This window comes from Streptomyces sp. NBC_01808 (genome assembly GCF_035917395.1).
Taxonomy (GTDB): domain Bacteria; phylum Actinomycetota; class Actinomycetes; order Streptomycetales; family Streptomycetaceae; genus Streptomyces.
The window spans coordinates 5888451-5903524 of record NZ_CP109072.1 but is presented as its reverse complement, the minus strand read 5'-3'; the positions used below and the strand labels follow the sequence as shown (position 1 = coordinate 5903524).

Here is a 15074-nt window from a genome sequence, read left to right as displayed (position 1 = left end):
GCCGCGGCCGCGGCGGCGGGCCCCTACCGCCGCCCGCCCCCGCCCGCGTTCAGCTCGTTGAACCGCCCCAGCAGCCGGGCGAGTTCCGCGACCTCGGCCGGGTCCCAGCCGGCGAGTTGCTGGACGTACTCCGCGTGCCGCGCCCGCCGTACGCTCAGCACCCGCCGCCGCCCCTCCTCCGTCAGCCGTACGAGCGCCGCCCGCCCGTCGTCGGGGTCGGGTTCGCGGTCGACGAGGCCGAGTTCTTCGAGGGCGTGGAGTTGCCGGCTGACGGTCGCCTTGCCGATGTTGAAGTAGCCGGCGAGTTCGGTGGCGCGCCGCCCGGCGCCCTCCAGTTGGGCCAGCAGGGCGTACGCGCCGGGTTCGAGCCCGGGGTCGACCTGGCGGGCCATGTCCGCCGCGATGCCGCGGGCCCGGCGGTAGAAGACCGCGAGTTCCCGCTCCAGATCGAGGAAGACGTGGTCCACACCATTTTCCTCGTCCGCCTGCTCGCCTCCGGGGGTTTCGGCCTTGTGCACGTCAGGGGCCCTTCCGGCTTTCCACGGGCTGAAAATTTTCTTCAGAAGCGACAGAAGCCGCAGCTCTCCCAGTATTTCGCAGGCGTAGACCAAAGGCACCTGCCGGGCCCTCTTTCGCTCCCGCGCGCACTGCGCTTACCTTCGGCGCAGCACGTAGTGACATGGCCACACCAAGGGCCGGGTCAAGGCCCCGCAGGCGTACGAGGACGGGCCACTGCCGCCCCGCCGCTCCCGCCACGCCCCCGAGCCGGCAGCACCACACGCCCGGCACCTCCGCCCCTCCGCCTACCGGCACCACCGGAATCACGGCTTACCGGAACCACGGCACCACCGGTACCACCGCCAAATCCGGCACCACCGAGGAACCCCCACACCCGGAGGAACGCATGTCATCCGCAGTCCGCACCCGCCGGCGCATCGGGCGCCGCTCCCTCGCCGCCGCCACCGCCGTGGCGGCCACCTCGCTCTCCCTCGTCGTCGGCCTGACGAGCCCGGCCGCCGCGGCCGGCGACCGGCTCAACCCCAACCCCCGCGACCTGGAGCGCGGCGAGGCGTACATGGGCGCCGGCATCCGCCTCCACGAGGGCACCGGCGCCCCCGCCGGGTCGGCCGGCGCGGCCGGCCAGGAGGCGGGCCCGCTGGCGACCGTCGAGGGCGTCGACGTCTCCAGCCACCAGGGCAACGTCAACTGGTCCACGCTCTGGAACGCGGGCAACCGCTTCGCGTACGTCAAGGCCACGGAGGGCACGAGCTACAAGAACCCGTACTTCGCTCAGCAGTACAACGGCTCGTACAACGTCGGGATGATCCGCGGGGCGTACCACTTCGCTCTCCCGAACGGCGCGAGCGGCGCCGCCCAGGCCGACTACTTCGCGAGCAACGGCGGCGGCTGGTCCCGCGACGGCAAGACGCTGCCGGGCGTGCTGGACATCGAGTACAACCCCTACGGCGCCACGTGCTACGGCCTCAGCCAGGCCTCGATGCGGAGCTGGATCAGCTCCTTCCTCACCCGCTACCGCGAGCGCACGGGCCGGTACGCGGTGATCTACACGAACACCAACTGGTGGACCCAGTGCACCGGCAACTACGGCGGCTACGCGGGCAACCACCCGCTGTGGATCGCCCGCTACGCCTCCTCGCCGGGCACGCTGCCGGCGGGCTGGGGCTTCTACACCTTCTGGCAGTACACCTCGACGGGCCCGACGGTGGGCGACCACAACAAGTTCAACGGCGCCTACGACCGCCTCCAGGCCCTGGCCAACGGCTGACCCGCCCCTTCAACCCCCGCCGGTTCCTCCGGAGCTGCTCCTCCGGAGGGACCGGCGGTCACCCGTCCCCGGCGGGCAGACACCCGGCGGCCACGAGAGCCTCCCGCAGGTCGACGACCATGCGGGGGGTGACGTCCGGACGGGCCCACGCCGCGCCCGGGCCCGGCCTCTTCCACCCGCACGATCGGGCCGGTACGTGCGGTTCGAGGCCCGCCAGGCGTCGTCTTCGCGCTGGGAGCAGAACTTCCTGAACTTCCGCAGGGTCTCCGGCTCGGCCGGTGCCGGGTCTCCCGGCAGGCCCACCACGGACCAGCCGGTCGGCCTGTCTCCCACGTGCGCCTTCCGCTCCCCCCGCCGTGTTGCCGAAAAGCCCGTCCGCGACCGACCACGAGGGGGAGGCACCGCGGCCGAACGAGTCGTCATCAGGACAAGGAGGCGCCGTGGCCGACAAGTTGACGATCAGCTCGGAGGAGTCGGTGGAGGTGCGCATCGCGCTGCGCCGTACCCTGCCGCGCGACGCCTCCCGGCCGCCCGAGCCGGAGTCTGGCGCGGTCGGCGGCGAGGAGGCGTCCGAGCTGCTGGGGCGGCTGATGATGCTGGGTCGCCCATCGTCGAGGGCAGGGAGCCGTCCGTCACCGAACTCGCGGACAGGCTGACCATGAGCGAGATGCGGATCTGCATCTCGGACCAGGCGCTGGGCCGCGCCTTCGTCTTCGAGGAGTGACCGCGGCCGGAAAATGCGTTCCGGTCAGCGCACCACGGTCTGGATCTCCTCCACCGTCACGTCGTACGTCGTCTCGAAGACGCCGTCGGGCAGGTCGCCGCCCGTACCGCCCGAGCCGGTCCAGTCGACCTCCCACGTGATCGACGCCTTCAGCCCGTACGAGCCGCCCGCGGCCTCGCTGGAGCGCCGGTACGTGATCCCGCACGCCGGCACCGCCTCGGGCTCGCCCCGCCGGTAGCGTTCGCCGACGCTCCCGTCCTCGTCGATCGCGCACTCCCCGCCCTCGGGGTGGACCTCGGCGTCCTCCGTCCCCGGATCGAGCCGCAGGCTCGTGGGCGTGGCGGTGGTCTCGGCCCACAGCCCGGTGCCGGGCAACTCCGCCCGCACCCGGACCTCGTCGAAGGCGGCGGGCTCCTGCCAGATCCAGGTGGGCAGGTTGACCTTCAGCCGGTCGTCCGCTGGCTGCATCTCGATCTCGGTGTCGGGCACCTTCACGGAGTCGTAGGCATACTCGGCGAGCATCTCGGGGGTGATGGCCGTGGGCACGTCGGGTTCGGCGCCGTCGTCGGCCCAGAACATCAGTTGCTGGTCGCAGTCGCCGGCTTCGAGTTCGTCCTCCCGGTTGGGGTTGCGCACGGCGCGCCACCACATGCCCTCGCCCTGCTTGTCGAGGTTGTAGTTCTCGGGATTTCCGTCGGCGCCGTCGCGGTAGTACTCGTGCATGAGGTCGATGCCCCACTGGAGGCGGCTGTTGACGGGGACGAGGTTGCCGTTCTCGATGGCGTTCACCGCCTGCTCCAGCTCCCGCGGAGAGGCGACGGGCTCGTGCCAGCAGGCGGGCGGCGTCCAGTTCGTGTCCACCGCACTGATGGGCTGCCCACCCTGCCCGCTGCCCCCCGTCTGGTGGACGACGACCTGGGTGGCGGTGGCGCTGATGGTGCCGTCGTCCGGGTTCGAGTCGCCTTCCAGGCCGATGCCGTCCTGGGCGAAGGCGCTCTGCATGCAGAACAGGAGCTGTAAGGCGGTGGCCAGCCCAAAGGTCGCCAGCCTGACGGTCTTCATCAGGACAGTCCGCTCGCGTTGCACTCGTCCCGGTGATTGGTGACGTCGGCGGTCTGCCACACGCCCTCGTCGTTCTTCTGCAGCGTCGTGCGGTACTCGACGTACTCGTACGGGTCCGACTGGGTCAGGACCTTGCCGGTTTCACGGTTCTTCTGGTCCACGTCGCGCTCGTCGGAGCAGAAGCGGAGAGTGGCGGTGAAGCCGTTGTCGGCGACTTTCACCTCCGGGTCGAAGAAGCGGAAGGTGCCCTCCACGGTGGCGTTGGCGTCCTTGAACTCGCCGATCCAGTCCTGCAGCGACGTCCACGCGCCGGTGCCCTTCATGTTGTAGAGCGGAATGTACTCGGAGTTCGGGTTGGGCGGGTCCTGGGTAATCGCCTCGTACGTAGCCCGCTGGCGCTGCGCGCCGGAGTCCAGCACCGCCTGCTCCTCCGGGTTCTCCGACTCCCAGTCCTCGAAGACCAGTTCCACACTCTGCGGCAGCTTGATCTCCGGCGCGTCCGCGTCCCCGTCCGGCGCGGACGGCGACGCCGCCGGGCTGCTCTTCTCCGCACCCTCGATCTTGTCGTCCGACGACCCGGAGTCGTCGCCGCCGCACGCGGAGACCAGCAGGGCCGCGGCGGCGACCGCCGCGAGGGTGGCTGAGCGGAATTGGCGGACCACGTCGACTCCAGTAACGGTGAGGGCACTTCGAGTGACAGGACGCTACCAAGGCGCGGACGGTTCCGTCAGGCTGCCCCGCGGGCCTCGCCGCAGCACGCCGAACGGCCCCTCCCGGGTGGGTGGTCGGGAAGGGCCGTGCCTAGGGGCGGGGGGTAGGGGGCAGGGACAGAGGACGGGCGAGTCGGGGGTCAGGCCGTCAGGGTCCAAGTCACGCCGCCACCGGCACCTCCGGTTCCGCCTGCGCCGTGGCGCCCGCCGGGGTCAGGGCCAGGTCCAGGACGTGGCGGACGTCGGAGACCGGGTGGACCTCCAGCTTCTCCAGCACCTCCGCCGGGACGTCGTCCAGGTCCGGCTCGTTCCGCTTCGGGATGATCACCGTGGTGACCCCCGCCCGGTGCGCCGCCAGCAGCTTCTGCTTCACGCCGCCGATCGGCAGCACCCGGCCCGTCAGCGACACCTCACCGGTCATCGCCACGTCCGTGCGCACCTGCCGGCCGCTCAGCAGCGACGCCAGCGCCGTCGTCATCGTGATGCCCGCGCTCGGGCCGTCCTTCGGGACCGCGCCCGCCGGCACGTGCAGGTGGATGCCCCGGTCCTTCAGGTCGGCCACCGGCAGCTCCAGCTCCGCGCCGCGCGAGCGCAGGAAGGAGAGCGCGATGTGCGCCGACTCCTTCATCACGTCGCCGAGCTGGCCCGTGAGGGTCAGTCCGGAGGCGCCCGACTCGGGGTCGGCCAGCGACGCCTCGATGTAGAGGACGTCGCCGCCCGCGCCCGTCACCGCCAGGCCCGTCGCGACGCCCGGGACCGCCGTGCGGCGTTCCGCGGGGTCGGTGGCGGACTCCGGGGTGTGGTGGGGACGGCCGATCAGCGGGCGGAGTGCGTCGACGCCGACCGCGTACGGCAGCTTCGCGTCGCCCAGTTCGTGCTGCGCCGCGATCTTGCGGAGCAGCCGGGCGAGGGCGCGCTCCAGGTTCCGTACGCCCGCTTCGCGGGTGTACTCGCCTGCCAGCTTCCGCAGCGCGTCGTCGTCGATGGCGACCTCGCCGGCCTCCAGTCCCGCGCGCTTCAACTGCCGTGGCAGCAGGTGGTCGCGGGCGATGGTGACCTTCTCGTCCTCGGTGTAGCCGTCGAGGCGGACCAGTTCCATCCGGTCCAGCAGCGCCTCGGGGATGGCTTCGAGGACGTTCGCGGTGGCCAGGAAGACCACGTCGGACAGGTCCAGCTCGACTTCCAGGTAGTGGTCGCGGAAGGTGTGGTTCTGCGCCGGGTCCAGGACTTCGAGCAGGGCCGCGGCGGGGTCGCCGCGGAAGTCGGAGCCGACCTTGTCGATCTCGTCCAGCAGGACGACCGGGTTCATCGAGCCGGCCTCCTTGATGGCGCGGACGACGCGGCCGGGCAGCGCGCCGACGTACGTACGCCGGTGGCCGCGGATCTCCGCCTCGTCCCGGACGCCGCCGAGCGCGACCCGGACGAACTTGCGCCCCATGGCCCGCGCCACGGACTCGCCCAGGGACGTCTTGCCGACGCCGGGCGGGCCGACGAGCGCGAGCACGGCGCCGCCGCGCCGGCCGCCGACGAGGCCCAGGCCCCGGTCGGCGCGGCGCTTGCGCACCGCCAGGTACTCGGTGATGCGCTCCTTGACGTCCTCCAGGCCCGCGTGGTCGGCGTCCAGGATCTCCTTGGCGCCGGTGATGTCGTACGCGTCCTCCGTGCGCTCGCTCCACGGCATCTCCAGGACGGTGTCGAGCCAGGTCCTGATCCAGCCGCCCTCGGGCGAGGCGTCGGAGCTGCGCTCCAGCTTGTCGACCTCCTTCAGGGCCGCTTCGCGGACCTTCTCGGGCAGGTCGGCGGCCTCGACCCGGGCGCGGTAGTCGTCGGACTCCTCGCCCTCGGGCTCGCCGTTCAGCTCGCGCAGTTCCTTGCGCACGGCCTCCAGCTGGCGCCGCAGCAGGAACTCGCGCTGCTGCTTGTCGACGCCTTCCTGGACGTCCTTGGCGATGGACTCGGCGACGTCCTGCTCCGCCAGGTGTTCCTTCAGCCACTGCGTGGCGAGCTTGAGCCGGGCCACGGGGTCGGCGGTCTCCAGCAGCTCCACGCGCTGCTCGATGGTCAGGAACGGCGAGTATCCGGAGTTGTCGGCGAGCTGGCCGACGTCGTCGATCTGCTGCACGCGGTCCACGACCTGCCAGGCGCCGCGCTTGCGCAGCCAGTCGGTCGCGACGGCCTTGTATTCCTTCGTCAGCTCGGTGACGGCGCCGGGAACGGGGTCGGGGACGGACTCCTCGATCTCCGTGCCCTCCACCCACAGCGCGGCCCCGGGGCCGGTGGTGCCGGCGCCGATACGGATCCGGGCGACGCCGCGGATCAGCGCACCGGGGTCGCCGTCGGCCAGCCGGCCGACCTGCTCGACGCGGCCGAGGACGCCGGTGCCCACGTAGGTGCCGTCGACCCGCGGGACGAGCAGCACCCGGGGTTTGCGTCCGCTGCCGCGCGCCTCGGCCTGGGCGGCCTCGACCGCGGCCCGCACCTCGCCGTCCGAGAGGTCGAGCGGCACGACCATGCCGGGGAGCACGACCTCGTCATCGAGCGGCAGGACGGGCAGGGCCAGCGGCGTGCTGGAGCCGGACTCAGTAGCCATTGATCTCCCCTTCGGCATGCAAGTTGAGTTACATGCGCTCAACCCGGAGGGGTCCCGGGTTGTTCCCGGGCGTCTGTTCGCTGTCAGCGATCGGGCAGGATGGGGGCCATGAGCAGCGAGAACGACGCGGCGGGCGCGGTGACGCTCGACCGCAGGTCCGGCCCGTACGGGGAGGTCGTGCTGCGCCGGCGCGGGGCGCACCACGAGATCATCGCGAACGGCGTCTTCCTCATGGACACCTCCGACGGCCGCTCCGAGCGGCTGCTGATCCGGGCCGCGGCCGAGGCGCTGGACCCGGCGGCGGCGGCGCCCGCGGTGCTGATCGGCGGGCTGGGCGTGGGCTTCTCGCTCGCCGAGGCGGCGGCGGACCCGCGCTGGGGGCGGATCACGGTGGTCGAGCGCGAGCCGGCGGTCATCGAGTGGCACACCGGGCCCGCGGCCGGCCGGGTGTCCGCGGCCGGGCCGTCGTCCGGGGCCCCGCCCCTCGCGTACCTCAGCGGCGCGGCCCTCGCCGACCGCCGCGTCGGACTCGTCGAGGCGGACCTCCTCGACCACCTCGCCACCGCCCCGTACCGCTACGACGCGGTCTGCCTGGACATCGACAACGGCCCCGACTGGACCGTCACCGAGGGCAACTCCGGCCTGTACGCCCCCGCCGGCCTCGCCGCCTGCCGCGACCGCCTCGCCCCCGGCGGCGTCCTCGCCGTCTGGTCGGCCCGCCCCTCCCCCGCCTTCGAGGCCGCCCTCCGCACGGCCGGGTTCACGGACGTACGCACCGAGGAGATCCCCGTACGCCGCGGTGCCCCCGATGCCGTCCACCTCGCCGTCCGCCCGCCGGACGGCGCGGCGGACGGCGAGCCGGACGACGAGGCGGACGGCGAGCCGGACGGCGCGGCGGACGGCGCGGCGGACGGCGCGTAGGGAACCCCGGGCGGGGGCTCCCCGTTCCGTAGCCGAGGCGTGTCACCTCCCCATACGCTGCTAGCTGAACCGGAGGGCCTACGGGGAAGAGACGGCGAGGGCCACGAACACATGGCAGACAGACAAGCCCTGAACGGCCGCGCCGACCACGCGGCCGCAGTGACGCCCGGCGCCCAGCGCAGGGTGCTGGTCGTGGAGGACGACCCGACCATCGGGCAGGCGATATCGGCGCGGCTGCGCGCCGAGGGCTTCCAGGTACGTACGGCGGGGGACGGCCCGGCCGCGGTGGCGACCGCCGCGGAGTGGGCGCCCGACCTGCTCGTGCTCGACGTGATGCTGCCCGGCTTCGACGGGCTGGAGGTGTGCCGCCGGGTGCAGGCCCAGCGGCTCGTGCCGGTGCTGATGCTGACCGCGCGGGACGACGAGACGGACATGCTCGTCGGCCTCGGCGTCGGCGCCGACGACTACATGACCAAGCCCTTCTCCATGCGTGAGCTGGCCGCGCGGGTGCACGTGCTGCTGCGCCGCGTGGAGCGCGCCACGCTGGCGGCGGGTGCGGCCCGGGACGACACGCTGCGCCTGGGCGAGCTGGAGATCGACCACACCGAGCGGCGGGTGCGAGTCGGCGGGGACGACGTGCATCTGACGCCGACGGAGTTCGAGCTGCTGGCGTGTCTGGCCAACCAGCCGCGGGCGGTGCTCTCCCGCGAGCAGCTCCTGGTGGAGGTCTGGGAGTGGGAGGACGCCTCGGGGACGCGGACGGTCGACAGCCACATCAAGGCGCTGCGCCGCAAGATAGGCGCGGAACGGATCCGTACGGTGCACGGTGTGGGGTACGCGCTGGAGACCCCCGTCACATGACGGTGCCGGACGGCGGCGCGGAGCCCGGCTTCTGGCACCGGGTGTGGGACGCGCTGCGCCCGCTGGACCCGGTGCGGTCGGTGAACGCGGCGCTGGGCGCCCTGGTCATCGGCTCGGTGGTGATCGCCACCGGGCTGGTGTGGGTGGCGATCCGCTCCTCCACCGAGGTCCGGCTGATCACGGTCTTCTCGCTCATCGCCTCGCTGCTGATCACCCAGTTCGTGGGCCAGCGGCTGACGTCGCCGCTGGTGCAGATGACCGCGGTCACCCGGGCCATGGCGCACGGCGACTACACCGCCCGGCTGGCCACCCGCCGCCGGGACGAGTTCGGCGAGCTGGCGCAGACGTTCAACCGGATGGCGGCCGACCTGCAGTCCGTCGACCGGCACCGCAAGGAGCTGGTCGCCAACGTCTCGCACGAGCTGCGCACCCCGATCGCCGCGCTGCGCGCGGTGCTGGAGAACGTGGTCGACGGCGTCTCCGAGGCCGACCCGGACACGATGCGCACCGCGCTGCGCCAGACGGAGCGGCTGGGCCGGCTGGTGGAGCAGTTGCTCGACCTGTCGCGGATCGACAGCGGGGTGGTGCCGCTGCGGCTGCGGCGGTTCGCGGTGGAGCCGTATCTCGCGGGCGTGCTGAAGGAGGCGCACTTCGGCACCGGCGCGCACGGCACGGCCGGCGCGCCGGAGGGGGACGGCGACGTCCCCGGCCCCCGCGGCGGCGACGTCCGGCTGCACCTGGACGTCTCGCCGCCCGAGCTGTCCGTACGGGCCGACCCCGAGCGGCTGCACCAGGTGATGGCGAACCTGATCGACAACGCCGTGAAGCACAGCCCGCCCGGCGGCCGGGTCACCGTGCGCGCCCGCGCCGGCGCGGAGCCGGACGCGCTGGAGGTGGAGGTGCTCGACGAGGGCCCCGGCATCCCCGCGGCCGAGCGGCACCGGGTCTTCGAGCGCTTCAACCGCGGCCGGGAGAACGGGGTGCTCGGCGACCACGGGGCGGACGGCGGCGGCACCGGGCTGGGGCTGGCCATCGCGCGCTGGGCGGTGGATCTGCACGGCGGCCGGATCGGGGTGGCCGAATCACCCCGTGGCTGCCGGATCAAGCTCACCCTTCCGGGTTAACGCTCGTTCGGCACTTGACCTACACTTGACCTTGGCCGGGCGCGGGAACGGACGCGCCAGAGCACAGAGCAGCCGGTGAACGGCCCGGTACGAGGACGGGACGCGGCGCCAACGCCTAGATGCCCCCATGCCGCACGCAGGCAAACTTTCTGTATTTCCCGCCAAATCCGGGGCCCAAACCACGTTCGCATTGTGACTTACACGACCTCCGGCGGGTGCGGCCTGCACGTTCCAGCTCCAGGGGCGTAGCCTTGTTTTCCGCTGTCCATCACCTTGTGAAGCGGAAGAGGGCGGTTGCCGCCGTGTCGTCACAGTCCCCTAAGAGCAGCTCGTCGAGCGTCCGGACCGAAGAGCCCAGCCAGGGCCGGGACCCTGCTGCCGCCTTCGGTCCCAACGAGTGGCTCGTCGACGAGATCTACCAGCAGTACCTCCAGGACCCCAACTCGGTGGACCGGGCCTGGTGGGACTTCTTCGCCGACTACAAGCCGGGCACCGCCGGCGGGAACCAGGGGGCGGCGACGCAGACGGCGCAGCCCCCGTCCGCCGCACCCCCGGCCCCCGCGGCCCAGGCTGCCCCTGCCGCGGCTCCGGCGGCGGCTCCGGCCCAGGCCCCCGCGGCGCCGCCGCAGCAGCAGGCCCCCGCGCCCGCCGCGCCGCCGGCCGTCGACGGCCGGCCCGTGGCCCAGCCGCCGGCCAGGCCCGCGGCCGCCGCGCCCGCCCCGCCGGCCGCCAAGCCCGCCGCCAAGCCGGCCGCGAAGCCCGCCGCCGCCGTGCCTGAGGGCACCGAGCTGGTCACCCTCCGGGGCCCCGCCGCCGCCGTCGCCAAGAACATGAACGCCTCGCTGGGGCTGCCGACGGCCACCTCGGTCCGCGCGGTCCCGGTGAAGCTCCTCTTCGACAACCGCATCGTCATCAACAACCACCTGAAGCGCGCCCGCGGCGGGAAGGTCTCCTTCACGCACCTCATCGGGTACGCGATGGTCCAGGCGATGAAGCTGATGCCGTCGATGAACCACTCCTTCGCCCAGAAGGACGGCAAGCCCACCCTGGTCAGGCCCGAGCACGTCAACCTCGGCCTGGCCATCGACCTGGTGAAGCCCAACGGCGACCGGCAGCTCGTCGTCGCGGCCATCAGGAAGGCCGAGACGCTCAACTTCTTCGAGTTCTGGCAGGCGTACGAGGACATCGTCCGCCGCGCCCGCGCGAACAAGCTCACCATGGACGACTTCACCGGGGTGACGTGCTCGCTCACCAACCCCGGCGGCATCGGCACCGTCCACTCCGTGCCGCGGCTGATGCCCGGCCAGTCCATGATCCTCGGCGTCGGCGCGATGGACTACCCCGCCGAGTTCCAGGGCACCTCCCAGGACACCCTCAACAAGCTGGGCGTCTCGAAGGTCATGACGCTCACGTCGACGTACGACCACCGCGTCATCCAGGGCGCCGCCTCCGGCGAGTTCCTGCGGATCATGCACCAGTTGCTGCTCGGCGAGAACGACTTCTTCGACGAGGTCTTCAAGTCCCTGCGCATCCCGTACGAGCCGGTCCGCTGGCTCCGCGACATCGATGCCAGCCACGACGACGACGTCACCAAGGCCGCCCGGGTCTTCGACCTCATCCACTCCTACCGGGTCCGCGGCCACGTGATGGCCGACACCGACCCGCTGGAGTACAAGCAGCGCAAGCACCCCGACCTCGACGTCACCGAGCACGGCCTGACGCTCTGGGACCTGGAGCGGGAGTTCGCCGTCGGCGGCTTCGCCGGCAAGTCGATGATGAAGCTGCGCGACATCCTCGGCGTACTGCGCGACTCGTACTGCCGCACCACCGGCATCGAGTACATGCACATCCAGGATCCGAAGGAGCGCAAGTGGATCCAGGAGCGGGTGGAGCGCCCGCATGACACCCCGGAGCGCGAGGAGCAACTGCGCATCCTGCGCCGGCTGAACGCCGCGGAGGCGTTCGAGACGTTCCTCCAGACGAAGTACGTCGGCCAGAAGCGCTTCTCGCTGGAGGGCGGCGAGTCCGTCATCCCGCTGCTGGACGCGGTCATCGACGCCGCCGCCGAGTCCCGCCTCGACGAGGTCGTCATCGGCATGGCGCACCGCGGCCGGCTCAACGTGCTGGCGAACATCGTCGGCAAGTCGTACGCGCAGATCTTCCGCGAGTTCGAGGGCAACCTCGACCCGAAGTCGATGCACGGCTCCGGCGACGTGAAGTACCACCTGGGCACGGAGGGCACCTTCACCGGCCTGGACGGCGAGCAGATCAAGGTCTCGCTCACCGCCAACCCCTCCCACCTGGAGGCCGTCGACCCGGTGCTGGAGGGCGTGGTCCGCGCCAAGCAGGACATCATCGGCAAGGGCGGCACGGACTTCACCGTGCTGCCGCTGGCGCTGCACGGCGACGCCGCGTTCGCCGGCCAGGGCGTGGTGGCCGAGACGCTCAACATGTCGCAGTTGCGCGGCTACCGCTGCGGCGGCACCGTGCACGTCGTCATCAACAACCAGGTCGGCTTCACCGCCCCGCCGGAGTCCGCGCGTTCCTCGATGTACGCCACGGACGTGGCCCGCATGATCGAGGCGCCGATCTTCCACGTCAACGGCGACGACCCCGAGGCCGTCGTCCGCGTCGCGCGGCTGGCCTTCGAGTACCGCCAGGCGTTCAACAAGGACGTGGTCATCGACCTCATCTGCTACCGCCGCCGCGGGCACAACGAGGGCGACAACCCGCAGTTCACCAACCCGCAGATGGTCGAGCTGATCGACAAGAAGCGCTCGGTGCGCAAGCTCTACACCGAGTCGCTCATCGGCCGCGGCGACATCACCATGGAAGAGGCCGAGCAGGCGCTGCAGGACTTCCAGGGCCAGTTGGAGAAGGTCTTCACCGAGGTACGGGACGCCACCGAGACGCCCGCGCCGGCCGAGGTGCCGCCGCACGCGCTGCCCGGCTTCCCGGTCGCCGTGGAGACGGCCGTCTCCGAGGAGGTCGTCAAGCGGATCGCCGACTCCCAGGTCAGCCTGCCCGACCAGGTCTCGGTGCACCCGCGGCTGCTGCCGCAGTTGCAGCGCCGGGTGTCGATGGTCGAGGACAACACGATCGACTGGGGCATGGGCGAGACGCTCGCGTTCGGCTCGCTGCTGATGGAGGGCACCCCGGTCCGGCTCGCCGGCCAGGACTCCCGCCGCGGCACGTTCGGCCAGCGGCACGCGGTGCTCGTCGACCAGAAGACCGGCGAGGACTACACCCCGCTGAACTACCTCGCCCCGGACCAGGCCCGCTACAACGTCTACGACTCGCTGCTCAGCGAGTACGCGGCGATGGGCTTCGAGTACGGCTACTCGCTGGCCCGCCCGGACTCCCTGGTGCTCTGGGAGGCGCAGTTCGGCGACTTCGTCAACGGCGCGCAGACCGTCGTCGACGAGTTCATCTCCTCCGCCGAGCAGAAGTGGGGCCAGACCTCCGGCGTCGTGCTGCTGCTGCCGCACGGCTACGAGGGCCAGGGCCCGGACCACTCCTCGGCCCGTATCGAGCGGTTCCTGCAGCTCTCCGCGCAGAACAACATGACCGTCGCGATGCCCACCCTGCCGTCGAACTACTTCCACCTGCTGCGCTGGCAGGTCCACAACCCGCACCACAAGCCGCTCGTGGTCTTCACCCCGAAGTCCATGCTGCGGATGAAGGCGGCGGCGTCGCGGACGGACGAGTTCACCTCGGGCGGCTTCCGGCCGGTCATCGGCGACGACTCGGTCGAGCCGGCGGCGGTCCGCAAGGTCGTCTTCTGCTCCGGCAAGGTCTACTACGACCTCGACGCCGAGCGGCAGAAGCGCGGCGCCCAGGACACCGCGATCGTCCGGCTGGAGCGGCTGTACCCGCTGCCGGGCGCGGAGATCCAGGAGAAGCTGGCGAAGTACTCCCGCGCCGAGAAGTTCGTCTGGGCCCAGGAGGAGCCGGCCAACCAGGGCGCGTGGCCGTTCATCGCGCTCAACCTGGTCGACCACCTGGACCTGATCATCGGCTCCGGACCGGTGCCGAACGCCGACCGGCTCCGCCGGGTCTCGCGCCCGTCGTCGTCCTCCCCGGCGGTCGGCTCGGCCAAGCGCCACCAGGCGGAGCACGCCCAGTTGGCGGCCGAGGTCTTCGACCTCTGAGTCCCCCGCGGGTACGGGCCGGGGTCCCGGTCCGTACCCCGTGCAGAAGGGGCCGCCGTCGGTGCCGTGGACTGCCCCGGCGCCGTACCGTTTTCGGGAGGTTCCGGCCGGTCCTCGATCCCGTCCGCCGGACGGGCGCGTTGGTCACGTCATCTGTCTTGACCGTGACCGGGGAACGCGGGCTTTGCGCCATCGTGCGGCCGGTCGCCTGCCGCTCTCCCCGGCTCCGGAGCCTCCGGGCCCCTGCACATCGTGGCGGAGCCGCTCGCGTCGGCGGCGCTGGTCTGCCGCTGTGGCGCGAGCCAGACGGCGCGCAGCCGCGGGGGCGTCCTCACCCGGATCGAGACTTGGAGGCCCGCCACGGGCCGGCGTGCGGCACGGACCGCACGCGGCGTGCTGCCCGTGCTGACGTCCGGCCAGAGGGGGGAAGGAGGAAGCTCGCGACGGGTCGTGCCGCCCCGCCGCAGCGGTGCCGCGCAGCGCCTGCGGTCCCGGTTGAACCGGGAGGAGGGGCAGCACGTAGTACCGGACCAAGAGGCCGGTTTCCCGGCGTTAGGCCCAGAACACGGTGGAGGGTGTCATGGCTCCTGCAGATACCCGGCGTCAGTTCGCTGGCCGGGATCGCCCAGGGAATGCCAGAGTCCGCGGACCCGGCCGTATCCACCACCCACCTCACACACGCCCCCACGGGCTAACCCACCTGGCGCATGGGAACACCGGTACGCCGAAACAGGGCAAAACCCCACAAAAGACACAAGCTAAGGGGATGCACAAACATTGCCTAGCCACGAAGAAAAAATCGCCATGATTCAGCAGCTTCTGCGGAATTATATCGCCACCGCCGCCGCCCACGACACAACAATACAACAGTTCGCAGAAAGCTTGCCCGACCCCGTCGCCGGAAGAACATTGAAAGCTTGGGCAGCCGGAGATATCTATCCTGCGGCGCGCGAGGGGCTAACCGACCGTGAAAAAGAGGACCTTGAGTATCAACGGCACCGTACGGGGCGGATCGCGCAACTACGAATGCCGAGTGGCTCCCGGACGGCCGCCGCGGCCGCTGGCGCTAGCGGTCCGTTCGGCTACGGCCAGCGGGAGACTGCGGCGGTCGCTGACGCTGACCAGCCGCAGCCAGAAAGCGCGGC

At 71.7% G+C, this 15074-nt stretch carries 10 protein-coding genes; 6 read left to right on the top strand and 4 right to left on the bottom strand.

Going from position 1 to position 15074, the window contains the following annotated elements:
• Nucleotides 1-23: 23 nt before the first annotated feature.
• Entirely contained in the window at nt 24-518 is a 495-nt protein-coding gene (locus OG946_RS26240) for a MarR family winged helix-turn-helix transcriptional regulator (RefSeq protein WP_442814487.1), read from the bottom strand.
• A 386-nt stretch (nt 519-904) separates the two neighbouring features.
• Between OG946_RS26240 and OG946_RS26235 the strand changes: the two genes are divergently transcribed.
• A complete protein-coding gene (locus OG946_RS26235; RefSeq protein ID WP_326798453.1) occupies nt 905-1786 on the top strand; it encodes a lysozyme in 882 nt (293 codons plus the stop codon).
• A 440-nt stretch (nt 1787-2226) separates the two neighbouring features.
• Nucleotides 2227-2442, top strand: a complete 216-nt coding sequence (locus tag OG946_RS26230; RefSeq protein ID WP_326798452.1) for a hypothetical protein — start codon at nt 2227-2229, stop codon at nt 2440-2442.
• Nucleotides 2443-2534: 92 nt separating this feature from the next.
• Here the strand turns inward: OG946_RS26230 and OG946_RS26225 are convergent, their stop codons facing one another.
• The 3 genes from OG946_RS26225 to lon form a co-directional block, all read right to left on the bottom strand.
• Nucleotides 2535-3572, bottom strand: coding sequence for a hypothetical protein (locus OG946_RS26225; protein ID WP_326798451.1), 1038 nt, complete (start codon nt 3570-3572; stop codon nt 2535-2537).
• The gene (locus OG946_RS26220; protein WP_326798450.1) at nt 3572-4234 is read right to left on the bottom strand and encodes a hypothetical protein; all 663 of its coding nucleotides are present in this window, start codon (nt 4232-4234) and stop codon (nt 3572-3574) included. Before OG946_RS26220 ends, OG946_RS26225 begins: the two co-directional genes overlap by 1 nt.
• A 208-nt stretch (nt 4235-4442) precedes the next feature.
• Nucleotides 4443-6872, bottom strand: a complete 2430-nt coding sequence (lon, locus tag OG946_RS26215; RefSeq protein WP_326798449.1) for an endopeptidase La — start codon at nt 6870-6872, stop codon at nt 4443-4445.
• Between the two features lie 108 nt (nt 6873-6980).
• Here lon and OG946_RS26210 point away from each other — a divergent pair, with 108 nt between their 5' ends.
• The 4 genes from OG946_RS26210 (at nt 6981) to OG946_RS26195 (ending at nt 13929) form a co-directional block, all read left to right on the top strand.
• Nucleotides 6981-7793 carry a spermidine synthase gene (locus OG946_RS26210; protein ID WP_326798448.1) on the top strand — a complete coding sequence of 271 codons (813 nt, stop codon included), beginning with the start codon at nt 6981-6983 and terminating at the stop codon, nt 7791-7793.
• 111 nt (nt 7794-7904) lie between these two features.
• The gene (locus OG946_RS26205; RefSeq protein WP_101421632.1) at nt 7905-8654 is read left to right on the top strand and encodes a response regulator transcription factor; all 750 of its coding nucleotides are present in this window, start codon (nt 7905-7907) and stop codon (nt 8652-8654) included.
• The gene (locus tag OG946_RS26200) at nt 8651-9778 is read left to right on the top strand and encodes a HAMP domain-containing sensor histidine kinase (protein WP_326798447.1); all 1128 of its coding nucleotides are present in this window, start codon (nt 8651-8653) and stop codon (nt 9776-9778) included. Before OG946_RS26205 ends, OG946_RS26200 begins: the two co-directional genes overlap by 4 nt.
• Nucleotides 9779-10080: 302 nt before the next feature.
• A complete protein-coding gene (locus tag OG946_RS26195; RefSeq protein ID WP_442814486.1) occupies nt 10081-13929 on the top strand; it encodes a multifunctional oxoglutarate decarboxylase/oxoglutarate dehydrogenase thiamine pyrophosphate-binding subunit/dihydrolipoyllysine-residue succinyltransferase subunit in 3849 nt (1282 codons plus the stop codon).
• Nucleotides 13930-15074: the final 1145 nt, after the last annotated feature.